The 22485-nt window shown below is 71.7% G+C and carries 19 protein-coding genes; 9 read left to right on the top strand and 10 right to left on the bottom strand.

What is annotated here, in order from left to right:
- Nucleotides 1-121 precede the first annotated feature (121 nt).
- The 4 genes from AB0H84_RS45325 to AB0H84_RS45310 are packed head-to-tail and all read left to right on the top strand — an operon-like array spanning nt 122 to nt 4732.
- A complete protein-coding gene (locus tag AB0H84_RS45325; RefSeq protein WP_357619084.1) occupies nt 122-892 on the top strand; it encodes a hypothetical protein in 771 nt (256 codons plus the stop codon).
- Complete coding sequence (locus AB0H84_RS45320; RefSeq protein ID WP_357619081.1) at nt 889-2019, top strand: hypothetical protein; 1131 nt, start codon at nt 889-891, stop codon at nt 2017-2019. Before AB0H84_RS45325 ends, AB0H84_RS45320 begins: the two co-directional genes overlap by 4 nt.
- A complete protein-coding gene (locus AB0H84_RS45315) occupies nt 2016-3443 on the top strand; it encodes a hypothetical protein (RefSeq protein ID WP_357619079.1) in 1428 nt (475 codons plus the stop codon). The genes AB0H84_RS45320 and AB0H84_RS45315 overlap by 4 nt, the downstream gene beginning before the upstream one ends.
- Nucleotides 3440-4732 carry an AAA family ATPase gene (locus AB0H84_RS45310; RefSeq protein WP_357619076.1) on the top strand — a complete coding sequence of 431 codons (1293 nt, stop codon included), beginning with the start codon at nt 3440-3442 and terminating at the stop codon, nt 4730-4732. Before AB0H84_RS45315 ends, AB0H84_RS45310 begins: the two co-directional genes overlap by 4 nt.
- 37 nt (nt 4733-4769) lie before the next feature.
- Here the strand turns inward: AB0H84_RS45310 and AB0H84_RS45305 are convergent, their stop codons facing one another.
- Together AB0H84_RS45305 and AB0H84_RS45300 are read right to left on the bottom strand one after the other, a co-directional pair.
- Nucleotides 4770-5711 carry a GNAT family N-acetyltransferase gene (locus AB0H84_RS45305; RefSeq protein WP_357619073.1) on the bottom strand — a complete coding sequence of 314 codons (942 nt, stop codon included), beginning with the start codon at nt 5709-5711 and terminating at the stop codon, nt 4770-4772.
- A gap of 91 nt (nt 5712-5802) precedes the next feature.
- The gene (locus tag AB0H84_RS45300; protein WP_357619188.1) at nt 5803-7341 is read right to left on the bottom strand and encodes an MDR family MFS transporter; all 1539 of its coding nucleotides are present in this window, start codon (nt 7339-7341) and stop codon (nt 5803-5805) included.
- A gap of 135 nt (nt 7342-7476) precedes the next feature.
- On the opposite strand from AB0H84_RS45300, the gene AB0H84_RS45295 reads away from it, so the two are divergent.
- Together AB0H84_RS45295 and AB0H84_RS45290 are read left to right on the top strand one after the other, a co-directional pair.
- The gene (locus AB0H84_RS45295) at nt 7477-8022 is read left to right on the top strand and encodes a TetR family transcriptional regulator (RefSeq protein WP_357619069.1); all 546 of its coding nucleotides are present in this window, start codon (nt 7477-7479) and stop codon (nt 8020-8022) included.
- 95 nt (nt 8023-8117) lie between these two features.
- Nucleotides 8118-8561: an ATP-binding protein gene (locus tag AB0H84_RS45290; protein WP_357619066.1), complete on the top strand. Its 444-nt coding sequence runs from the start codon at nt 8118-8120 to the stop codon at nt 8559-8561.
- Nucleotides 8562-8638: 77 nt separating this feature from the next.
- Here AB0H84_RS45290 and AB0H84_RS45285 read toward each other — a convergent pair whose 3' ends face one another.
- Together AB0H84_RS45285 and AB0H84_RS45280 are read right to left on the bottom strand one after the other, a co-directional pair.
- Nucleotides 8639-8995, bottom strand: a complete 357-nt coding sequence (locus AB0H84_RS45285) for a hypothetical protein (RefSeq protein WP_357619063.1) — start codon at nt 8993-8995, stop codon at nt 8639-8641.
- Nucleotides 8996-9053: 58 nt separating this feature from the next.
- Nucleotides 9054-10016 carry a Ppx/GppA phosphatase family protein gene (locus tag AB0H84_RS45280; RefSeq protein WP_357619061.1) on the bottom strand — a complete coding sequence of 321 codons (963 nt, stop codon included), beginning with the start codon at nt 10014-10016 and terminating at the stop codon, nt 9054-9056.
- Nucleotides 10017-10204: 188 nt separating this feature from the next.
- Here AB0H84_RS45280 and AB0H84_RS45275 point away from each other — a divergent pair, with 188 nt between their 5' ends.
- From AB0H84_RS45275 to AB0H84_RS45265, 3 genes are all read left to right on the top strand, one after another.
- Nucleotides 10205-11191, top strand: a complete 987-nt coding sequence (locus AB0H84_RS45275) for a formylglycine-generating enzyme family protein (RefSeq protein WP_357619058.1) — start codon at nt 10205-10207, stop codon at nt 11189-11191.
- Nucleotides 11192-11195: 4 nt separating this feature from the next.
- Nucleotides 11196-12326, top strand: coding sequence for an undecaprenyldiphospho-muramoylpentapeptide beta-N-acetylglucosaminyltransferase (gene murG / locus AB0H84_RS45270; RefSeq protein WP_357619055.1), 1131 nt, complete (start codon nt 11196-11198; stop codon nt 12324-12326).
- A 120-nt stretch (nt 12327-12446) separates the two neighbouring features.
- Nucleotides 12447-15167 carry a SpoIIE family protein phosphatase gene (locus AB0H84_RS45265; protein WP_357619052.1) on the top strand — a complete coding sequence of 907 codons (2721 nt, stop codon included), beginning with the start codon at nt 12447-12449 and terminating at the stop codon, nt 15165-15167.
- Between the two features lie 2 nt (nt 15168-15169).
- On the opposite strand, the gene AB0H84_RS45260 is transcribed toward AB0H84_RS45265, so the two are convergent.
- From AB0H84_RS45260 to AB0H84_RS45235, 6 genes are all read right to left on the bottom strand, one after another.
- Nucleotides 15170-16051 (bottom strand): hypothetical protein, encoded by an 882-nt coding sequence (locus AB0H84_RS45260; protein ID WP_357619050.1) that lies wholly within the window; start codon nt 16049-16051, stop codon nt 15170-15172.
- Nucleotides 16052-16072: 21 nt separating this feature from the next.
- Entirely contained in the window at nt 16073-16981 is a 909-nt protein-coding gene (locus AB0H84_RS45255) for a hypothetical protein (RefSeq protein WP_357619047.1), read from the bottom strand.
- Nucleotides 16982-17003: 22 nt separating this feature from the next.
- Entirely contained in the window at nt 17004-17891 is an 888-nt protein-coding gene (locus tag AB0H84_RS45250) for a hypothetical protein (RefSeq protein ID WP_357619044.1), read from the bottom strand.
- Nucleotides 17892-18301: 410 nt separating this feature from the next.
- A complete protein-coding gene (locus AB0H84_RS45245) occupies nt 18302-19654 on the bottom strand; it encodes a High-affinity nickel-transporter (RefSeq protein ID WP_357619041.1) in 1353 nt (450 codons plus the stop codon).
- Nucleotides 19651-20979: a hypothetical protein gene (locus AB0H84_RS45240; RefSeq protein ID WP_357619039.1), complete on the bottom strand. Its 1329-nt coding sequence runs from the start codon at nt 20977-20979 to the stop codon at nt 19651-19653. The genes AB0H84_RS45245 and AB0H84_RS45240 overlap by 4 nt, the downstream gene beginning before the upstream one ends.
- 53 nt (nt 20980-21032) lie before the next feature.
- Nucleotides 21033-22409: a DUF4331 domain-containing protein gene (locus AB0H84_RS45235; RefSeq protein ID WP_357619036.1), complete on the bottom strand. Its 1377-nt coding sequence runs from the start codon at nt 22407-22409 to the stop codon at nt 21033-21035.
- Between the last annotated feature and the right edge of the window lie 76 nt (nt 22410-22485).

The following is a 22485-nucleotide window of genomic DNA, read 5'->3' as shown; positions in this document are numbered from 1 at the left end:
GCCTTGGTTACGCACCGTGGCCGCGACTCCTCGACAGCCGCCTTTACGCTGTAGATCACATATTGGCCGCTATATCGCGAAATTACTGGAAAATACTGGGACTGTTGATACGCTCCCCACCATGAGTGACCGGCTGGACGATCTCGAACGGCGGATCGACGAGCTGCGAGCGGGGGTGCGCAAGGCGATGCGGGTCAGGGACGGCGGCACCGCCCGCGCGCTGCGCGCCGAGCTCCGTACCGCGGAGCGGGAATGGGACGCCCTCGTGAGCGGCGAGCAGTCCCAGGCCAAGCCCGAGCCGCCCCGCCTGGTCACCGTCCGCGAGCAGGTGCACCAGGGGCTGCGGTTGCTCGGGGCGGCCGCCCAGCCGCGGCTCGTCGTGGCCGTCAGCGACGCGTTCTTCGGCGGCACGATCCGCAGCGCCCAGCTCACCAGCCTGCGCAGGGACGAGGAGCGCTCGTTCAGGTCCGCGCCGCACGGGCGCCCGTACTATCTGTGCGCCGCGCTCACCGACCGCCTCTCCCCCGCCCGCGGGCTGCTCACGCTCAGCACCTGGCCGCTGGAGCGGCGCGTGGTCGGCCCGCTCAGCCCCCGCGTCGACTTCCTGACCTGCGCCATCGCGGTGGCCTCGCACGAGTCGATCGACGGGCGGGCCGACCGGTTACTCGTCCGGATGGCCAGGAACATCCCCGGCGCCACCGACGGCACGCTGGGCCCGCCCGACCCCGAGCGGGTCATCGAGGCGGCCCGCGCCGAGCTGCGCGTGCACGGCGAACGCGACACGCGGGACCGCGCCGAGCTGGCCCAACGCGCCGTGGCGCAGCTCGGTGACGTGGCTCGGCTGTTCGGCGCCGCTACGCTGAGCACGATCAAGAAGGAGAAGGCGGAGTGAGCGGCTTGAAGCGCGCAGGGGATCACGTTCAGCGACTCGACGCGTTGCGCGGCACGACGCCGCCGCGCCCGCACGACGCCCGCGCCATCGCGGCCCTGGCCGCCAACCCCGGCTGCACCCGCCGGGCCCTGCTCGACGGCGCCGGCATCGACAAGGACGCCGCGGCCCGGCATCTGGGCTTCCCCGCGCCGTTCGGGCAGTCCCCGTTCGCGATCACGCGCGGCAACGTGTTCGAGGGGCTGGTCAAGGCCGACGGGTGCGCGGAGCTGCTGCGCATGCTGCGCGAGCTGCTGGACCTGCCGATCGCCGAGGTCGCCTACCACGACGTCGAGAACGTCGGCGCCCACCTGCGCCACGCCCACACCCGCACGCTGATCGACCGGGCGGCGCGCGAGGGCCAGGACGCGGGCACGCTGTACGACCATCCGCTGCTCAGCCTGGAGATCGCCGGCCACACCGCCTACCTGGAGCCCGACGTGGTGGCCTTCCAGCTCGGCGGCCGCTTCCACATCGTGGAGATCAAGTCGTTCTCGGTGATCGACGGGCAGGCCGACCCGTCGGCGGTGGCGGCGGCGGCGCGGCAGGCGGCGGTGTACGTGCTGGCGCTGCGCACGCTCCTGGAGGAGCTCGGCCACGACCCGCTGAAGGTCTCGCACGACGTGGTGCTGGTCTGCCCCGAGAACTTCGCCAACCGGCCCGTCGCGACCCTGGTCGACGTGCGCAAGCAGCTGGCCGTGCTGCGCCGCCAGCTCACCCGGATGACGACGCTCGACCGGCTGCTCGAAGGGCTGCCCGACGACCTCACGTTCGACCTGCGGCCCGGCGAGGACGGCCGGCCAACCCGGCCCGTGGCCGAGCTGGCCGACGCGCTGCGCAGGACGACCGCCCGCTACGCGCCCGACTGCCTGTCCACGTGCGACATGTGCTTCTTCTGCCGGGACGAGGCCCGCCAGGAGGGGGCCTCCGACCTGCTCGGCCGGCAGGTGCGCGACGAGCTGGGCGGGGTGGCCTCGGTGGCGGAGGCGCTCGGGCTGGCCGACGGCGCCCGCGACCCCGCGGCGGGGCAGGAGGAGATCGCCCGGCTGCTCCGCAACGCCGAACGCCTCCGCAGGGAGTGCCTCACGTGAGCCTGCTGACCTCGCTCGCGCGGCTGCGGGCCCTGGACGAGGGCATCGCGCAGCCCGTCGCGACCGTCAGGCACTGCCATCTGTCGGACCGGCCGATGGTGTTCATCCCGCTCAAGCTGTCCGGCGAGGCCGCCGCTCCCCTGGCCGCCATGCTCGGCACCGACAGGGAGCGGCCGCACCTGCTCGTGGTGACCCAGCCGCGCAACCGCGACCTGCGCTTCGCCTGGGCCGCCGACCTGGCCGGGGTGCTGCTGCCGTACATCGAGAGCTTCATCGCCGACACCGAGACGGTGGAGCGCAAGAACGCCGACCCCTACGAGCGGGTGCTGGACGCGCCGCAGATCATCGTCCCCAACCCGGGCGGCGTCGCCTTCGTCAGGCTGCTCGGCCGCTCGACGCGGTTCCGCCGCACCGACGGGCCCTATCCGGTGCCCGAGGGGGTGCCGCTGCTGGGGCGGTGGCTGACCTATTTCGGGGAGCGGGCGGCGTACCCGGGCTCGTCGCTGATGGCGGCGGCGACCGAGGAGCTGGGGCGGCACTGGGCGAGCGGGCAGAGCTCCCTGGAGGACGCCAATCTGGCCGCGCTGCTCGCCTGGATCACCACGGGGCCGAGCGACGAGGCCGAGGACCCGTTGATCTGGCCGCCCGCCGGGCCCGCGACCGATCCGGGGTTCGACGCGGAGGTGCTGGCGCCGGCCATCGAGAGCGGGGCGGCCGAGCGGATCACCGAGGCGCTGCGTACGCAGCTGGAGCCCACGTGGCGGCTCATGTGGCAGGCCATCGACCTGCTCGCCGGACTTCCCGAGGGGGCCGGCGTGGCCCAGCGGTGGGAGCAGGACCGCGGCTCGTTCAGCGGCATGGCGGCGCACATCGCCGAGGGCGCGCCGCCGCAGCCCAGGCGTGACGGCGCGGTCGCCGCCGCGGCCAAGCTGGCCCGCATGGAACGCGCCCAGGCCGCCTACGACGTGCAGCGGGCGTACGACGACCCCCTGGTCATGGCCGAGTACCGGCTCACCGGGGAGGCGTTCGCGGGCGAGGTCGTCGAGACCGTCCCCGACAACACCGAGGGCGAGGCCCGCTCCCGCAAGCTCCGCCCGCTGGTGGTGATCAAAACCGACGATCCGGTACGCCTCGCGCCCGGCACCTCCCTGGGCACCCCGCAACGCCGCGGCCAGGGCGCCGAGCTGGTCTCGGCCGACCAGGGCCTGGTCACCCTCAAGATCACCAAAGGTATGGGCCGGGGCAAGACGGCGGCGCCCGGAGCCGTGCCGGAGGTCGGGGAGCGCGTCTGCTACACCTCGCTGACGGACGACTTCCAGGGCTCCCCCAACCTCCCCGACACCGAGGCGACGCCGTGGACGCACGGCGGGCCGCCGCAGGAGTACGTACCCGACGACGAGGACGCCCAGGAGGAGTGGTCGTGACCGGCAGCCCAGAGCCCGGCAGCCCGGAGCAGGTCATCAGGAACGTCCTCGCCGACCTGCCCCGGCACCGCGGCGTGGTGGTCGACTCGCCGCCCGGGGCGGGCAAGTCCACGCTGGTGGTACGGGCGGCGGCGCACATCGCGGCGACCGGCGAGCCGCTGATGATCGTCGCCCAGACGAACGAGCAGGTCGACGACCTGGTGACCCGCATCTCCGAGAAGCACCCCCACCTGACCGTGGGGCGGCTGTCGGCCGGCGGGTACGTGCCGCCGCTGCGGCTGCTGGAGGTGCCCGGCGTACGGGTCGGCACCCGGATCCAGGACCTGGGCGATCCGGACATCGTCATCGCCACCGCCGACAAGTGGGCCTGGATCGGCGACCGGGTGTGGCCGTGGGCGATCGTGGACGAGGCGTACCAGATGCGCTCGGACAAGCTGCTGCGGATTGCGGGGCTGTTCGAGCGGGCGCTGTTCGTGGGCGATCCGGGGCAGCTCGACCCGTTCTCGATCGTGGACGGGGACCGGTGGTCGGGGCTGTCGTGGGATCCGCTGCAGAGCGCGGTCTCGGTCCTGCTGCGGCACAACCCCGACCTGCCGGTGCACCGGCTGCCGGTCTCGTGGCGGCTGCCCGCCTCGGCGGCGCCGGTGGTGTCGCAGGCGTTCTACCCGTTCACCGGGTTCCGGTCGGGGACCGGTTTCGAGGATCGGCGGCTGGAGCTGATGACCGGCGGCATGGGGACGGTGCACGACCGGGCCCTGGAGGAGGCGGCCCGGTCGGGCTGGGCGCTGCTGGAGCTGCCCAACCGGCACACGGTCCGTACGGACGGGGAGGCCGTGCAGGCGGTAGCCCAGCTGGCGGCCCGGCTGCTGCAGCGGGGCGCCGTGGCCTCCTCCGAGCAGGGCGAGCGCCCGGTGACGGCGGACCGCATCGCCGTCGGGGCCGCCCACCGCGACCAGGTCGCCGCGATCCGGGCCGCCGGGGTGCCCGCGGAGATCACCGTGGACACGGCCAACCGCCTGCAGGGGCGCGAGTACGACGTCACCATCGTCCTCCACCCGCTCTCGGGTCGCCGGGACGCCACGGCCTTCCACCTGGAGTCGGGGCGGCTGTGCGTGCTGGCCTCCCGGCACCGGCACGCCTGCGTGGTGGTGGCCCGGGCGGGGATCGCCGAACTCCTGGACGCCCATCCGTCGGCGGAGCCGGTGCAGCTGGGGGTGCCGGTCAAGTTCCCGGACGGGTGGGAGGCCAACCAGTCGGTCCTGGACCACCTGTCCCGCCACCGCGTCTGACAACCGCGGCGCGAGCCGGATGGGGGCCGTCCGGGCGTTACAGGCGGCGGCGCCAGACGTCGATGACGAGGACCGGGTGCATGCCCGCCGACTCGTACAGCCCCAGCGCGGGCGTCGTGTTGTTGGAGTCCACGTGCAGGATCGTGCCCTTGCGGCCCCGGGCGGAGTCGGCGGCGAAGGCGTGGCGCAGGAGGAACCGGCCGAGGCCCCTCCCCCGGAACTCCGGCAGGACCGCCAGGATGGCCACGTAGCCGCAGTCCTCGTCGGGGAGGAACTGGTTGTTGCCGATCACCACCCCGGCGGGGCGGCCGCCGACGCGGGCGAGCGTGAGCTGGGACCAGTCGTTGACCGACTGCGCCTGCCGGCGCGCGTACCAGGAGTCGTAGTCGACCGGCACGAACCCGAAGTGCTCGGCGAAGCCGGCCTGCTGCACGGCGTGCGCCTCGCGCCGCACCTGCTCGCTCTCCCCCGTGTGCAGCGTCACCCCGTCAGGCGGGACAGGCGGGTCCACGGGGCCGGAGTGGTCGATGCGCATGCGGTGGAAGCTGGTGCCGGGCTCGAAGCCGAGCTCCTTGGCCAGGGTCTGCATGGCCTCGTCGGAGCGGTAGACGTCGAGGTCCACGGTGACGTGGTCGTGGCCGCGTTCGGCGCCCAGTTCGCGGGCCCGGTCGAGCACCAGCCGCCACAGCTCGGCGGCCAGCTCGTCCGCCTCCTCGGCCCCGGGACGCACGATCACCTGGACGTGCACCAGGTCGCCGTCGCCGACGCGGTGCGCCCACGCCCAGGCGGTGAGGCGGCCGCCGGCGTCGCGGGCCAGCCAGGCGTCCTTGCCGAGGTCGAAGCCGGGCTCGGCGAGTTCGTCGGCGACGTCGTCAAGCGTGGCGTCGGGGGCGCCGATCACCGAGGTGTCGTAGGCGGCGATGAGCTCGTGGATGGCCGCCGCGTCCTCCACGCGCGGGCGGCCGAGGGTGTGATGCATAGCGGCGATTGTCCACAAAACGCCCGCCGCTCGCCTCCTGTTTTCCGCGGGCGCCGGCGCCACCACAGCGCCGGCGCCCCACTCAGGAGAATCAGCCGGCCGCTGAGGTGACGGCCTGCTCGTCCGCGGCCGCCGCGGGAGCGCCGCCGCGCAGCGGGATCTCCTTGACGAACGCCGCCAGCAGCGGCACGACGACCGCGAACGCGATGGCCCACCAGAAGACGCCGGAGATGGAGGTCGCCAGCGACTCCAGCAGCCCGGTGCGCATCTGGGCAGGCATGTGCGCGACCGCCCCGGGGTCCATCCGGCCGCCGCTCTTGGCCATCCGCTCGGCCGCCTGCGCGCCGAACCTGTCGGTCAGCTCGGACAGGAAGTGGTTGTTGAAGATCGCCCCGAACAGCGAGACGCCGAACGAGCCGCCGATCGACCGGAAGAACGTGGTCGCGCTGCTGGAGACGCCCAGGTCCTTCTGCTCGACGCTGTTCTGCGCGATGAGCATCGTGGTCTGCATCAGGAAGCCCATGCCGAGGCCGAGCACGGCGATGTAGACGCCGGTCTGCCAGGCGGACGTGGTGACGTCCATCGTGGACAGCAGCCACATGCCCACGGTCATGCCGATGCCGCCGAGCACCGGGTAGATCTTGTACTTGCCCGTCGCGGTGATGGCCTTGCCGACGAACAGCGACACGACCATCGCGGCCGCCATCATCGGCAGCATGAGCAGGCCGGAGTTGGTGGCCGTGGAGCCCTGCACCATCTGCTGGAACAGCGGCAGGAAGTTGATCGCGCCGAACATCGCGAAGCCCAGCAGGAAGCCGATGGCCGAGATGAGGGTGAAGTTGCGGTTGCCGAAGAGCTGCAGCGGCATGATCGGCTCGACGGCCCTGCGCTCGACCGCGATGAAGGCGACCAGGGTGACCACGGCGACCGCGATCAGGCCGAGGATCTGCCAGGAGCCCCACGCGTACTCGTTGCCGCCCCAGGTCGTGATGAGCACCATCGCGGTGATGCTGATCGACAGCAGGATCGCGCCCGCCCAGTCGATGCGCACCTTGCTGTGCAGCTTGGGCAGATGCAGCCGGACCATGATGACGGCCAGCGCGAGCGCGCCGATCGGCAGGTTCACGTAGAAGGCCCAGCGCCAGTCGAGGTGGTCGGTGATGAAGCCGCCGACCAGCGGGCCCGCGATCATCGCGAGCGACATGACACCGGCCATGATGCCCTGGTACTGGCCGCGCTCGCGGGGCGGCACCAGGTCGCCGATGATCGCCATGACGTTGACCATCAGGCCGCCCGCGCCGAGCCCCTGGATCGCGCGGAAGGCGATCAGCTCACCCATGCCGCCGTCCGGGCCGCCGAGCATCGAGGAGCCCGCCATGCCGCAGAGCGCGGAGCCGATCAAGAAGATGACGATCGAGATGATGAAGATGTTCTTGCGCCCGTACAGGTCGCCGATCTTGCCCCAGATCGGCGTCGAGACGGTGGTGCCCAGCACGTACGCCGTGACGACCCAGGACAGGTGAGTCAGACCGCCGAGCTCTCCGACGATGCGCGGCATGGCAGTGCCGACGATCATGTTGTCGAGCATCGCCAGGACCATCGCTAACATCAGCCCCGGCAGAACGACCATGACCTCGCGACGCCGTCCGGCTGTCTCCGCCACCACATACCCCCCAGTGAGTTGCAGACTTGCTTACTTGCCGCCCGGCAAGCATAGAATAAGGTAGATACTTACTTGCCGGCCGTCAAGTCGAAAAGGTGTGAAGTGCGGGAAGATACGCGAAGCCGGATTCAGGAGGTCGCGCTCAGGCTGTTCACCGAGCAGGGTTACGAGGCGACCTCGCTGCGGGAGATCGCCGAGGAGCTCGGGGTGACGAAGGCCGCCCTGTACTACCACTTCAAGACGAAGGACGACATCGTGGCGAGCCTCGTCGACGGCCGGCTGGCGCAGCTCGACGAGTTGCTCGAATGGTTCAAGGGCCAGCCGAAGACCACGGAAACACGGCGCGAGCTGGTCGAGCGCTACGCCGAACTGCTGAGCGGGACCCGGCACATCGAGGTGGCCAGGTTCCTGGAGCGCAACCAGACCGCGATGCGGGACCACCCCACGCTCATCAAGATCCGCGACCGGATGATGGATCTCGCGGCCGAGATGAGCGGGCCCGACGCCACGCCCGTCGAGCGCATCAGCCGCTCGCTGGCGATGTTCGCCGTGCACGCGGGCAAGTGGCTGGTGAAGGAGGGCGAGCTCTCCGAGGACGAGGTGCACAAGGCCGCCCTGGAGGTGGCCAGGCGCCTGCTGGAGGTCTGACTCCTGGGGCTTCCCACGTCCAAAGAGACGATTGACTCATCGGATGGAGGGCAGAGGGGTCCATGCACGCATCCGATTGGGAGGAGGAGTAGGCGGTGGAGGCCACGATAGCGCTCCGGCTGCCCAGGGATGCGGCGAGCGTCCCACTGACCAGGCAGATGTTGGACGGCACGCTGCGATCACTAGGCGTCGAACCACAAGTACGCGATGACATCGAGCTCATGCTCACCGAGGCCTGTTCCAATGTGATCAGGCACGCGGAGCCGAGCGACGACTACACGGTCAGCGCGACCGTGCACGATCATCTGTGCATCATCAAGGTCATCGACACCGGGAACGGGTTCGACCCTGAGAAGGACCCGAACAAGATGGTGGATCCCGAGCCCGGCGCCGAGCACGGACGGGGGATGCAGATCATGCATGCGCTCGCCGATGACATCCGCTTCACCAACAGGCGCGAGAACGGGGCAGTGGTCTGCCTGGAGAAACGCCTGCGGTACGCCCCCGGAGCGGCTGGACCGTCCCTCATGGCCACCTGAGACCCCCACCTGCAAGCGACGATCTTAAGGCGGCCATCCGAGATGGCCGCCTTAAGATCGTTGAACGCGCCGCCCGGTCAGAGCTGCGTGTGCCGCTCCGCCGGGCGGTGCGCGTGGATCCTCGAACGGTGCGCCTCCCCGCCGCGCCGGTACGCCCTGAGCTGGACGCCGCCGAGCGGGAGCCGACGGCGCATCCGGGGCACGGCCCCGCTCAGCTCCGCCCGCAGCCGGTCGGGAATCGCGCTCCCGCTGAGCTTCAGCGTCAGCTTCGGCCTGCGGTGGCCCAGCCGCCGCCGCAGCGCGCGCCAGTCCGCCATCGAGCCGGCCAGCACCGCGAAGCCGACGAGGGCGAGCACCGAGATGCCGAGCACGGCCAGGACGATGAGCAGGAGCGCGGCCAACAGGGAGCCGATCGTGCCGATCACTTCCAACATTTGGCGGAAAGTGCCCGCCCACCACCCCTTTATGCCAACTTCTCTGGGTATATCGGCCTTACTCTGGCGTACCACCGTTGAGTTGGTCGAGTCGCCCGGGCAGGAGGTCGAGCCGGCGCAGTATCACTCCCTCCCGCAGCGCCCACGGGCACACCTCGAGCCGGTCCACCTCGAACAGGTCCATGGTCGCGTCGGCGACCAGCGCCCCGGCGGCGAGCTGCGCCGCCCGGCCCTCGGACACGCCGGACAGCTGGGCCCGCTCGGCGGCGCCCATGGTGGTGAGCTTGATCACCCATTCGGCCATGTCCGCCCGGGACAGCGAGCGCGAGACGTACGGGCCCTCGCTGGAGGGCGCGGCGCCGGCGATCCTGGCGAGCTGCTTGAACGTCTTGGACGTGGCCACCGCGCGGTCGGCCTCGCCGTATCTGACGACGCCGCCGACCGTGCGGGCGATCTCGGTGCGTACGTGCCTGCGCAGCGCGCGGACCTCCTCCGGCGACGGCGGATCGCCGGTGAACCAGTCGCGCGTCAGCCGCCCGGCGCCCAGCGGCAGCGAGACCGCCACGTCGGGCTCCTCGTCCACCCCCGCGGCGATCTCCAGCGAGCCGCCCCCTATGTCGAAGGCCAGCAGCCGCCCCGACGACCACCCGAACCACCGCCGCACGGCCAGGAACGTCAGCCTGGCCTCGTCGCGCCCGGACAGCACCTCGATGTGCACGCCGCTGCGCGCCTCGACCTGCGCGAGCACCTCCTCGCCGTTGGCCGCCTCGCGCACGGCGGAGGTGGCGAAGGCCAGCAGGTCCTCCACCCCCTTGTCCTCCGCCAGGGCCACGGCCTCCTCGACGAACGCGGCGAGCCGCTCGATGCCCTCGTCGGCCAGCCGGTTCTCCTCGCCCAGGTATTCCGTGAGGCGCAGCCCCTCCTTGTGGGAGTAGGCGGGAATGGGCCGGGCGCCCCTGTGGGCGTCGACGACCAGTAAATGGACGGTGTTCGAACCGATGTCCAGCACGCCGAGTCGCATGGGAAAACGCTACCGGTCCGCTGCTCCGACAGCGAAGCGGAGTCCTGCGTGACCGAGCGTGTCGCGGCAGGTCCGCCTGCCTCCCGGGCGGTCCGGCCGGGCGCTCGGGCAGGCTTCTGCCCCGTCGTGATCGTGGGCAGGCCCGAGGCACTACCCTTCCTTGGTGGTGTGACACGTTGGGGGGATCTTTGAGCGCTTGCTGTGGCCCGACCAGAGGCGGAGCCCCCGGGGCCGGAGCCGGAGCGGCCGGAGCCGGGGCTGGGGCCGCCGGAGCCGGGGCCGCAGGGGCGGCCGAGGCCGTCGCGGAGCCGTACCGGCAGCGCGCCGGGATCGCCGCGCGGCCGGCGGCGGCGCGCGGGATGGTGCGCATACCGGGAGGAACGTTCCTCATGGGCGGGGACGACCCGGACGGGCGGCCCGAGGACGGCGAGGGGCCGGTTCGGGAGGTACGGCTGGAGCCGTTCATGATCGACCCGGCGTGCGTGACGAACGCCCAGTTCGCCACGTTCGTCAAGGAGACCGGGTACGTCACCGAGGCGGAGCGGATCGGCTGGTCGTTCGTGTTCGCTCAGTTCGCCGCGCGCGGGGTGATGGACGCCACGGTGCCGGGCGCACCCTGGTGGGCGGGGGTTGAGGGCGCCACGTGGCGCTCGCCGGAAGGCCCCGGGTCGTCGGTGGGCGACCGGCAGAACCATCCCGTCGTGCACGTGTCGTGGAACGACGCCACCGCGTACGCCGCGTGGGCGGGCAAGCGGCTGCCCACGGAGGCCGAGTGGGAGATGGCCGCCCGCGGCGGCCTGGAGCGCAAGCGCTACCCGTGGGGCGACGAGCTGGCGCCCAAAGGGCGGCAGCGCTGCAACATCTGGCAGGGCCCCTTCCCGGCCGCGCCGAGCAAGGGGACGATGCCGGTGAAGTCGTTCCAGCCCAACGGGTACGGCCTCTACAACGTCTCGGGCAACGTGTGGGAGTGGACGGCCGACTGGTGGGGCACGGAGTGGGAGCCGTCCGCCGACAACCCGGCAGGTCCGGCCGAGGGCACGGCGAAGGTGATCCGCGGCGGCTCGTACATGTGTCACGATTCCTACTGCAACCGCTACCGGGTGGCGGCCCGCACCTCCAACACGCCTGACTCCTCGACCGGGCACACGGGTTTCCGCTGTGCGGCCCTAGTCTGATCGCATGTCACGAACCCTGCGACTGTTGATCACCGGCGGCGGCACCGGTGGTCACACCTATCCGGCTCTGACCACTCTGGCGGCCGTTCAGCGACGTCAGGTGCCGCACGACGTGCTCTGGGTGGGCACGGCCAACGGCCTGGAGGCGCGGATCACGGCCGAGCACGGCATCCCCTTCAAGGCGATCACGACGGGAAAGCTGCGGCGCCGCCCGAACCTCAAAGAGCTGGGCACCAACATCGCCGACGTGTTCCGCATCCCGATCGGGGTGCTGCAGGCGGTGGGGCACGCGGCCCGCTACCTGCCCGACGTGGTGCTCTCGACCGGGGGGTACGTGGCGGTGCCCATCGGGGTGGCGGCCAAGCTGATCCGCCGGCCTCTGGTGATGCACGAGCAGACGACCGTGATCGGGCTGGCCAACCGGATCCTGGCCAGGCTGGCGACCAGGATCGCGCTGTCGCACGAGTCGTCGCTGGAGTACCTGCCGGCCTCCGCGCGGTCGAAGGCCGTGGTGACGGGCAATCCGATCAGGCCGGAGCTGCTGCAGGGCAACCGGGCGGCGGCGTACGACCTGTTCGGGCTGACGTTCGAGGTGCCGCTGATCTACGTGACGGGCGGCGCGCAGGGCAGCAAGCAGATCAACACCTTGATCGCGGAGATCCTGCCGCGGCTGCTGCCGCACGCGCAGATCGTGCACCAGTGCGGACCGGCGTGGATCGACCAGATGCGGGCCGTGCAGCTCCCCTCCGACCTGGCCGATCGCTACCATCCGGTGCCCTATGTGGGCGGGGAGCTGGCCGACCTGTTCGCCGCGGCCGACGTGGTGATCTCCCGCAGCGGGGCCGGGACGGTGTCGGAGCTGACGGCCATCGGCAGGCCCTCCGTGCTGATCCCGTTGATCCCGGCGGGCGGTGACGAGCAGCGCAAGAACGCCGCGTACCTGGCCTCGGCCGGGGCGGCGCGGGCCCTGCTGGAGCCGAACCCGTCAGCCGAGCAGCTGCTCTCCGAGCTGATGCCGCTGCTGGCCGACCCCGAGCTGCGCCAGGCGATGGGGCAGGCGGCGGCCAAGCTCGGCCGCGTGGACGCGGCCGACGCGCTGTGCGACCTCCTTCTGGAGACCGCCCGCCCCGTCTGAGCCCCCCGCCTCCCGAGAGCGTGTTCGCCGCTGCTACCGGCCTGGTAATACCCTGGATATGCGGATTGCTCCTCGCCCTGAAGGAGACCCCGGTGACGCGGTGAAGGGCAGGGGATGGGGATGGGCGAACGGCGTGCGCCTGGTCTGCGGATCAGGAGGGCGGACCAGGTTGCCGAGGAGCGCAAACGGCTCCTGGCGCTGGCCGGCGACGAGCTGTGGGGGCTCGAGCTCCTGCGGTTCGCGATCCAGCAGGCGGTTGCCGAGCTGGCCGGCCTGGGCGGCATGGTGCACCTCGGCAGCCCCGGCTTCGGCGGAGGGCTGCGCCTTGCGGTGACCAGCGGACTCCCCCGCGCTTTCACCCAGGAGTGGGAGCGCGTCGACGGGAACGGCCCGCTCCCCCCGGCGCGCGCTTTCCGGGACGGCGCGTTCGTACATGCTTCTCTGGTGCACCTCTACGGCGGGCTGCCCGACCAGGGCGCGACCGGGAACGGGGAGCCGGACGGGGCCGGACGCGGATCCCGGCCGGTCGGCACCGCGATGGCGGCGGTCCCGCTGCTCGGCCCCGGCGGGCCCATCGGCACGCTGTCGGTCGTGACGGCCTCCTCGTGCAAGCCGTCGGCCGGGCGACGGGCCTTCCTCGACCTGCTGGGCCGGTGGGCCGGCGAGCGTCTGGGCAGGCACGCGGCGCCGCCGCCCGATCCGGGCCTCATGGGCCGGCAGGAGCCGCCTCTGCCGCAGGACCCGCAGGCGGTCGGCACGTGGGACTGGGACATCCGCACCGGTGACATCCTCTGGAACGACGCCATGCCCAGGGTGCTCGGCCTCGATCCGGCCACCTTCGACGGCCGGATCGACACCTGGATGGGCGCCATCCACCCCGAGGATCTGCCGTGGGTGCTGTCCGACATGGACGAGGCGATCTACACGGGGAGGATGCACAGCACCGAGTACCGGGTGTGCCGCCAGGACGGGACGATCGGCTGGGTGCGGGTGCGCGGCCGGGCGGTGCTCGACGACAGCGGCGAGGCGGCACGCATGGCCGGCACGCTGTGGGACGTCTCCGGGGCCCATGACGTCCTGGAGATGGTCACCGACCCGCAGGCGCAGAGCTCCGAGAGCGTTTCCGCGGAGCGGGCCTCCCATATCAGGCGGCTGGCCGGCGCGCTGGCCGAGGCGGTCACCGTGCGGGACGTGGTGGACGCCTCCGCCGATCACATCCTGCCCTCGTTCGGCGCCTCCGGGCTGATGCTCGCCTTCCTGGAGGGCGACCGCCTGCGGCCGGTCGGGTTCACCGGATACCCCAACGAGTTCGTCGACCGGATAGCCCGGAGGCCGACCTCCTGGAGCCTGCCGATCATGGGGGTCCTGCGGGAGCGCACCCCCATCTTCATCAGCTCCTCCGAGGAGTACATCGAGCGCTACCCCGCGACGGCCGACATCCCGGCGGTGGCGGGCAAGCAATCATTCGCCTTCCTGCCGCTCATCGCCTCGGGGCGCCCGGTGGGCAGCTGCGTCGTCTCCTTCACCGATCCGCGCCGCTTCACCGGCGTGGAGCGCAACCTCCTCACCACGCTCAGCGGGCTGATCGCCCAGGCCATGGAGCGGGCCCGCCTGTACGACAGGGAGCACACGCGGGCCCGGGAGCTGCAGCGCGGGCTGCTCCCGCGCGAGCTCCCCAGTCTGCCCGCAGTCACGCCCGCCGCCCGCTACCTCCCCGCGAGCACGGACATGGAGGTCGGCGGCGACTGGTACGACGTCATCCCGCTCTCGGCGGACCGGGTCGCCATCGTCATCGGCGACGTCATGGGACACGGCGTCGCCGAGGCGGTCACCATGGCCCGCCTGCGCACCGCCGTCCGCACCCTGGCCGACCTGGAGCTGTTCCCGGACGAGCTGCTCTCCCACCTCAACGACCTGGTCAGCGACCTCGGCGACGACTTCTACGCCACCTGCCTGTACCTGGTCTACGACGCCACCACCCGCTCCTGCGTCATGTCCCGCGCCGGCCATCCCCCGCCCGCCGTCGTCCACCCCGACGGCACCGTCCGCTTCCCCGACGCCGACCCGAACTCACCCCTCGGCGCCGCCACCCCGCCCTTCGACACCGTCGAGCTGGACCTGCCCGAAGGCAGCCTGCTGGTGCTGTACACCGACGGCCTGGTCGAATCCCCCACCATGGACATCGACCAGGGCATGACCCGGCTCGCCAAGGCGCTGCGCGGCACGGTCTCCGGGGCTCCGGCCGGACACCGGGATCACGCCGCGGCGCCGGACGCGGCGGGGCTGGACTGCGCCGAATGCCTCGAATCCCTGTGCGACACCCTCACCGCCACCCTGCTGCCCGGCAGGAAGCGGACGACCGACGACGCCGCGCTGCTGGTCATCCGCACGCACGCGCTGGCCAGCGAGGACATGGCCTGCTGGCCGCTGCCCGAGCACCCCAAGGCCGCGGGCGAGGCCCGCGAACACGTCCGCGCCCAGCTGCGCGCCTGGGACCTGGACGACCTGTCGATGACCACCGAGCTGCTGGTCAGCGAGCTGGTCGGCAACGTCGTCCGGCACGCCAAGGGCCCCATCCACCTGCGCCTCCTGCGTACCGACGTGCTCACCTGCGAGGTCTCCGACGGCAGCCTCACCACCCCGCGCATCCGCCGGGCCGCCGACACCGACGAGGGAGGGCGCGGGCTCCAGCTGGTCGCCGCGCTCGCCCATCGCTGGGGCACCCGCTACACCACCACCGGCAAGTGCATCTGGACCGAACAGCCCTTGAAATCCGAATCGCCCATCCTGCTCCCCGAGCAGGCCGGCCTGGACCTGTACGACCTGCTGGGCGAGGAGTGAGGCTAAGGCTCGAGGGAGCGGAAGGCCTCGTGGGCGGAGTGGACGCTGCGCCGGAGCGCCTGTTCGAGCCGGTCCGCGTCCTGCGCCAGGCGCTCCAGCTCCGGCACGGCGAACCCGTCGGCCCCGGTCTCGGCCACCAGCTCCTCGTACTGGTGCACCCGTCCCCGCAGCTCCTCGATCTGGTGCTGGGCCAGGTACGCCCGCTCGGCGTCGGCCACGTTGGACGCGTAACGTTCCAGCGCCTCCACGCGGGCCAGCACGGCCTCCTCGCTGCTGTCGAGCGCTCGCGCCAAGGGCGCGGCCACGGCCTCGACCTCGGGTGTGACCCCCTTCGACACGGTCTCCCTGTGCTTGGCGCGCAGCGCGGAGAGCTTGGCCAGCAGCCGGGCGATCTCCCACTCCTGGGCCGGCAGCATCACGGCGTTGCGCACGTCGTCGAGCAGGCCCTCGGCGTTGACCCGGGAGTCGGTGACGGTGGCGATGGCGCGCTGGGCGCGGGCGAGGAGGCGGGCGGAGGACTCGTCGAGGTCCTCCACGAGCACGTAGCGCCCCTCGTACGAGCGCAGCTGCTCGTAGACCTCGCGCTCGTGCTCCACCTCCTCGTCCTCCGGCCAGTCGGTGCGGACGAACAGCGCGATCATCAAGGGGATGCCGAGGAGCACGAGCATCAGTCCGAGGCCCCGGCCCACCAATCCGATGCCGGCCAGCACCCCGAAGAACATCACCGTCCCGAACACCGCCATCATGCGGTAGTGCGTGCCCGACATGGCCCGCTTCGGCTCGGGGGCCCAGCCCTGGCGCATCTTGATCAGCACCCGGCTGCTCTCCCTGAGCAGCTGCGCGTCATCCGGCGGCATCTCTGGGTCAACCACCACTTCCGCCACGAATCCGGATTTTAAGGGAATTCACCCCCTAAGGTGTCGAAAAGCTTCATGTGCGGAGCTGACGCTGTCGCGTAGTGCCTGCTCCAGGCGGTCGGCGTCGTCGGACAATCGGCTCAGCTCGGGCACGGACGACCCGTCGGCGCCCGACTCGGCGAGGAGTTCCTCGTAGCGGGGCAGCTTGGCGCTGAGGCGCTCGATCTGGTGGCGGGCGCGGTAGGCGCGCTCGGCGTCGGCGACGTGGCCCGCGTAACGTTCCAGCGCCTCGACGCGGGCGAGCACCGCCTGCTGGCTGCTGTCGAGCGCCTGGGCGAGGGGTTCGGCGACGGCGGCGACCTCGGGGGTGAGGCCCTCCGAGACGACCTCCTGGTGCTCGGCCCGCAGCTCCGACAGCTTGGTCAGCAGCCGGGCGATCTCCCACTCCTGGGCGGGCAGCATCACGGCGTTGCGCACGCCGTCGAGCAGGCCCTCCGTGTTGACGCTGGAGTCCATGACCTGGTCGATGGCCGCCTGGGCGCGGATCAGCAGTGCCCTGGCGGGCTCGTCGAGCTGCTCGCGGAGCACATAGTGGCCCTCGTGCCTGCGCGCGCCGTCGTAGACCTCGCGCTCCAGGGCGTGCGCGCGCTCCACCTCGGCGTCGGGCCTGGGCCTGAGCAGGACGCCGACGATCAGCAGGGCCGCGCACGTCATGATCACGACGAAGGGGGTGTAGCGTTCGGCGACGAAGAGGGCCAGTCCGTAGACGGCCGCCACCACGGCGGTCACCGTCGCCGCGAGCCGGGCGAGGAGGCCGGCGAGAGGGCGGTGGCGCTTGTGCGCGGGCACCCAGCCGGCGTGGATGCGTAAGAGGAGCTTGCGGTTGTCACGTAAGAGGGCCGCGACGTCGTCGGGCACCGCCGGATCGACTATCACCTTCGCATGACGTCCGGGCACGTTTTGATCCTATGCGGATTAATCAGCCTTCGAGATAGCGAAAGGCCTCGTGGGCGGACTGGACGCTGCGTCGTAAGGTGCGTTCGAGCACGTCGGCGTCGTCGGTCAGCCGCTCGATCTCGGGCACGGCGAGCGAGTCGGCGCCCGACTCGGCCAGCAGCTCCTCATAGCGCGGCAGCCGGGCGCGCAGCTCCTCGATCTGGCTGCGGGCGTGGTAGGCGCGCTCGGCGTCGGCGACGTGGGCGGCGTAGCGTTCCAGCGCCTCCACGCGGGCGACCACGGCGGCCTCGCTGTTGACCAGCGCGCGCTCGAGCGGCTCGATCACCGCGGCGACCTCGGGCGCGATGCCCCTGGCCAGCAGTTCCCTGTGCTCCTGGCGCAGCGCCGAGAGCTTGGCCAGCAGGCGGGCGATCTCCCACTCCTGGGCGGGCAGCATCACGGCGTTGCGGGCGTCGTCGAGCAGCCCTTCGGCGTTGACGTGGGAGCGCAGCACCGACCCGATCGCGCGCTGGGCCCTGAGCAGAACGGCCCGGGCCTCCGGGTCGAAGTCCTCGGGGAGCAGGTAGCGGCCGTCGTAGCAGCGGGCCTGCTCGTACACGCCGCGATCGTACGGCCGGCGATCCTCCGTCACCTCGTTCATGGTGGCGATCCTGACGAGGACGATGAAGACGTACGTGCCGAGCAGCACGAATCCGGCCGCCCTGATCGGCGAGGCCAGCAGGACGGCCATGAGGGCGATCATGACGGGGGTGGCGGCCAGGAGCGCCGCGCCTGCGGGGCTCTTGTGCCGCGGCGGGCGCACCTCGGCGGGCGGCACCCATCCGGCCCTGATCCTGGACAGCAGCGGGGCGTTGGCACGCAGCAGTCCGGCAGCTTCCGGAGGTACTCCGGGATCGACGACCACACCCACGTTCTGTCCTGGCACCCTGGCGCCCCCAACGCTCGTGATGTTCGTGATATTACGTAACATTCCACCGAAGTGTCAGCCCTCGGAAAGGACAGACGGGGGAACCACGGAGCCCGCTCGGGAGGCGCTTCCAGGGCGGCGGACAGGCATCGCCACGGCCTCCACCAGCACCGCAGCGGCCGCCCCCGCCCCTTTGGACGCGCGAGACGCGCTCACCGATGCTCTCCGGCACGCAACATGATCGTAGCCACCGGGGTAAGCGGGCCGGGTCGTCAGCGACGGGCCCGGTGCACGGTCAGCGCCGCGGCCACGCAGGCGACCGGGATGGCGGGCAGGACGCCGAAGAGCGTGCCGTGCAGGAATCACGGGCACGGGCGGGAGTAGACACGCTGCCCCGATCGCAGCGCCGTCGTTCAGATGAGCGTGGCCATCGCCCGTACGGTGATGCCTGTGCCGACCAGGAGGACGAGCGCGGCGGTCATCGTCGCCGTGTACGGCCGCAGCCGTCGCAGACGCCCCGCGAGGGCGAGATCGCGAAAGCGGCGCAGCACGAGCGCCGCGGCCAGCAGCGTCGCCGCCATGCCCAGGCCGTAGCACACAACGGTCATGACCCCGAACGCCGTACGCCCCAGCGCCATCGCGCCGAGCAGCACCACCAGCGCCGACGGACTGGGCACCAGCCCGCCCGCGACCCCTAGCGCCACCACTCCGCGATGCCCATGCCCGTGGCCATGCCCGTGGCCATGCCCGTGGCCATGCCCGTGGCCATGGCTGTGCCCGTGCCCATGCCCGGGCTTCCTGGAGCGCAGCGCGGAGCAGAGGAGCGCGGTGCCGATCAAGGCGATGAGCAGGCCGCTGACCACCCCGAGCCAGCCAAGCACCACTTCCCCGGCCACCGACGCGGTGATCGTGACGAGCAAGCCCAGGACCAGCACGCCCGCCGTGTGCGTCAGCGTCACAGTGGCCGCGACCGTGCACGCGTCCCGCAGCCGGCCGTCGCGTCCAGCGAGGTAGGCCGCCATGACTGTCTTGCCGTGGCCGGGCATGGCGGCGTGCACGGCGCCGAGGACCAGTGAGAGCAGGAGGGCCAGCAGTCCGAGCGGTATGGTCAGCCGCTCCGCGCCGATCACCGCGTTGAGGCGGTCGGCCAGCGTCCCCGTGTAGCGGGTGATCACGTCTACGCCGGGAACGCCCGCCGCCGTCCCGCGCTCCCCGCTGCCCGGCTCCGCCGTGAGCCGCGCCTGCCGGACGTCGGGCGGCGAGCTGAGCAGATCGGACGGGTAGTCGCGCAGCTCATCCGACATGCTGCGCGAGGGCACGCTGGAGTCGCGCAGCCGCACGCCTGAGCCGATCGCGGTGATCTCCCGCCAGCCCACTGCGTCGGCCCGGTGCGCGTTGGCGAAGGTGAGGGTGAGCGGCCGGTCCACGCGGATCGGGGCGCTCAGGCGGCAGGTGAGCCTGCTGGTACGCAGTCCCGCCGCGCCCGGCCGGTACGCGAAGGACGCCTCCTCGACCCGCCACGCCAGTGCCCGGCCCTCGGCCTGCCCGGCCACGTCGCCGCGCAGCTCCTCGCAGGCCCGCCGCGCGTGAAGCTCTGCCGGGCCGGTCGGCGGGTCCTGAAGCGTCGGGATCTCGGCGCTGTCGACGATCGCGACGTCCTCGATCCTGTCGTGGCGCACCGTCAGCCCGTCGTAGTGGTTGACGCTGAAGTTGCCCAGCGGATGGGCGGCCAGCACCACGCCAGCCAGAGCGGCGGCCGCGATCACGTTGCGTCACTCTCCAAGCGGGCCAGCGCAGCCCGTGCCCTGGCCGCGCCGTCCGGTGAGAAATGCGGGTTGATGGACAACGCTAGGGTCAGCTGGGCCCGCGCAGCCCCGGTGTGCCCCAGCGCCCGCTCGATCTCACCGCGGTGATAGGCGAACAACGCGTCCCGGCCGCCGAGCCGGGCGGCGCGGGCGGCGTACCCAGCGGCCTCGGTATCATGGCCGGCCCGGTGCAGGGCCCAGGCAAGCGCGTCGGCCACCTCCACGCTCTGCCGCCGCGCCCATTCCGCCCGCAGGTGCCGCACGGCCGTGTCCGGGTCGCCGTGGTCCGCTTCGAACCGGCCGTATGCGAGGTCGTCGTTGATCCCGTTGGCGGCCAACAGCTTGAGCTGCCCGCTGAACACGGTGTACTGCCGTCTGGCCCCGGCCCGGTCGCCGAGGTGTTCGAGCAGTTCGCCGTACTCGACGACGAATGAGGGTGAGCGGGCGACCGCGGCGGCGTAACCGCGCAACGCCTGTCCGGTGCGGCCAAGCGCGGCCTCGGCGCGGGCCCGGCCGGCCAGCGAGGGCGCGTGCGTGCGGTCAGCGGCCAGCGCCTGCTCGTAGAAGCCGAGTGCGGCCCGTGGGTCGCCGCCGCTCCAGGCCAGCTCGCCGAGTTGCCACAGCACGAACGCGTACTCTGCGGGATCTCCCGCGATCTCGCGTGCCCGTTCCAGCGCTGTACGGGCGGGGCCGGTGCGCCCGTGCAGGTGTTCCATGCGGGCGGCTCTGGTGAAGGAGGCGAGGTCGGGCCGCCCCTGGAGCATGCGGCGCAGTGCGCTCTGGGCCCGTTCGTAGTCACCGAGCTCCAGGTAGGCGTCGGTGAGCACGCCGTATAGTGCCCACCGGTATGGCGCCGCATTGCGGGCCTGCTCGGCCCAGCGCAGCCCGCCGGTGAAGTCGTGCTTGGCGTTGGCCAGAGCGCCCATCCCGATCACGGCGTCGATGTTCGGCCCGCCATCGTCCGCGGGCAGGCGCAGGGAACGCTCGAAGGCGCCCTGCGCCTTGCCGTAGTAGGTGACGTCGGCGCTGCGGCGCGCCTGCTCCAGGTAGACGCCGCCGAGGCTCGCCCAGGTCGCCGCGTCATCCGGGTGATGGCGCAGGTGTTCCTGGGCGTCCTCGATGTACTCGCTCAGCTCGTACGGCGACCACCCCTTAGGCCGCCCCTCAACGCGTGGGGGCGGCCCGTCGTCCCGGCGCAACACCCCGCCGGGGGCGAACAAGGTCAGCAGGGTGCACCCCAGTAGCAGGCAGCTGAGCAGGGGCAGGAGTCGTCGTACGTGTGTCATCTGATCGGATGTCCTCAGTGGGTCTGCTCAGTGGCTGGGTCTACCGGCGGGATCTAGGGGGCGGCGGTGACGGGCAGCGCGAGGTAGGGGAAGCTGTCGGAGATCGGCTTCCACAGGAAGGCAGGGCTGTTCTCGTTGACCACGTCGGGTTTGCCGTTGCCTGCGGGCTCGCCCAGGAGCATGCGCAGGTTGATGGTGACCACGTCGTCGATGAGGCGGCGGCCGTTGGGGTAGCCCTGCTTGTCGCCCTTGAGGATGCCCCACTTGTCGGGGTTGGCGGCCAGTGGGGTGCTCATGTTGAGCCGCAGCTCCTCCACCCGCGAGATGTCGGAGACATCGCGGTTGAGCAGGTGGGAGTTGAGGTCCTCCTTGATCGGGCCGTCACGCTGGGTGGTGAGCCCGGTGAGGTAGATCTCCTCCAGGTCCTTGCGCGGCGCGGGCGGTGCCTTGGCATTCACCCGGTCGGCGACGACCTTGGCCTGGTGCGGGTCCAGGGTGGACGGGCCGACGAGCCCGCCGCTCTCATCGTTCTCCGGTCGCAGGGTGTTGAAGCGGTCGCGCTCGACGAGCGGAATGATGACCTCGTTGTAGTTCGGGTTGCCGAGCCGCGACACCTGCCGGTGGTCGGAGCCGAGCGACTTGCGCGAGGCCGTGGTCCATATGCCGACGACGGGGTTGGCCGAGGCGTCGCCGCCGAGCGCCAGCTCCGACTTGGGCAGCTGGAGGGCCAGCGAGCTGACGTTCATCGGCACGCCGGACTTGATCGGGAAGAACCGCAGGCCGAACCTGAGCGTGTTCACGGCGTCGTTGTCGGAGTAGAACGGGTCCGCGGCCGTGCCGGTGAAAACCTTCCCGCCGCCGGGCAGGTCGCGTACGGCCTTCTGGCGAAGCCGCGAGTAGCCGGGCGTGATCAGGGGGCCCATGTCGGTGGGCGCCACGTACCCGTTGGTGACCAGCGTCTGCGCGGGCTTGCCCTCCTGCAGCTTGGTGAGCGTGTAGCTCTGCTCGACCAGGGAGTCGACCGGGCCCGCCTGGTGGGTGCGCTTGCGGATGAAGGAGGGCACGCCGGGCAGCGGGCTGTTCTTCTGGAACGTCCACCGGTAGGTGATCGCGGGCTTACCCGTGCCCGTGTTGTCGATGTGCACCTCGTAGCGGGTGTTGGTGTCGAAGTCGTACGGCTTATGCGGGATCTGGAAGGGGATGTAGTCGGCGATGATCGTCACCGTGTCCGGGTTCTCCGGGCTGGTGAAGGCGTACAGGTCGCTGGCGTCGATCTGTTTGTCGGCGAAGGTGGCCGGGGCGTCCCAGTGACTGGTCGCCTCGCCCGCCCGCATTGCGGGGCCGAGTAGCGCGGTGGTCGTCAGCACGGCCGTGGAGGCGGCCGCGATGAGGAGCCAGGCTCGCCTGCTCTGGCTGCCGGTGTGGTGCATCTGTCCCTCGTTTCGCGGAGCGCCCGGCCCGCGGGTCTCACCGCGGGCGCGGGCGGTGGATCTCAAGTGAGGACGA

It is taken from the genome of Nonomuraea sp. NPDC050786 (assembly GCF_040654115.1).
Taxonomy (GTDB): Bacteria; Actinomycetota; Actinomycetes; order Streptosporangiales; family Streptosporangiaceae; genus Nonomuraea.
Note: the sequence above shows the minus strand (reverse complement) of the source record. Positions and strands in the feature narration are given on the sequence as shown.

Coding starts and splice junctions, on each gene's coding strand:
- AB0H84_RS45325 (WP_357619084.1), top strand. CDS start 122: ATGAGTGACCGGCTGGACGATCTCGAACGGCGGATCGACGAGCTGCGA.
- AB0H84_RS45305 (WP_357619073.1), bottom strand. CDS start 5,711: ATGCATCACACCCTCGGCCGCCCGCGCGTGGAGGACGCGGCGGCCATC.
- AB0H84_RS45300 (WP_357619188.1), bottom strand. CDS start 7,341: ATGGTCGTTCTGCCGGGGCTGATGTTAGCGATGGTCCTGGCGATGCTC.
- AB0H84_RS45285 (WP_357619063.1), bottom strand. CDS start 8,995: ATGTTGGAAGTGATCGGCACGATCGGCTCCCTGTTGGCCGCGCTCCTG.
- AB0H84_RS45280 (WP_357619061.1), bottom strand. CDS start 10,016: ATGCGACTCGGCGTGCTGGACATCGGTTCGAACACCGTCCATTTACTG.
- murG (WP_357619055.1), top strand. CDS start 11,196: ATGTCACGAACCCTGCGACTGTTGATCACCGGCGGCGGCACCGGTGGT.
- AB0H84_RS45265 (WP_357619052.1), top strand. CDS start 12,447: ATGGGCGAACGGCGTGCGCCTGGTCTGCGGATCAGGAGGGCGGACCAG.
- AB0H84_RS45240 (WP_357619039.1), bottom strand. CDS start 20,979: ATGACACACGTACGACGACTCCTGCCCCTGCTCAGCTGCCTGCTACTG.
- AB0H84_RS45235 (WP_357619036.1), bottom strand. CDS start 22,409: ATGCACCACACCGGCAGCCAGAGCAGGCGAGCCTGGCTCCTCATCGCG.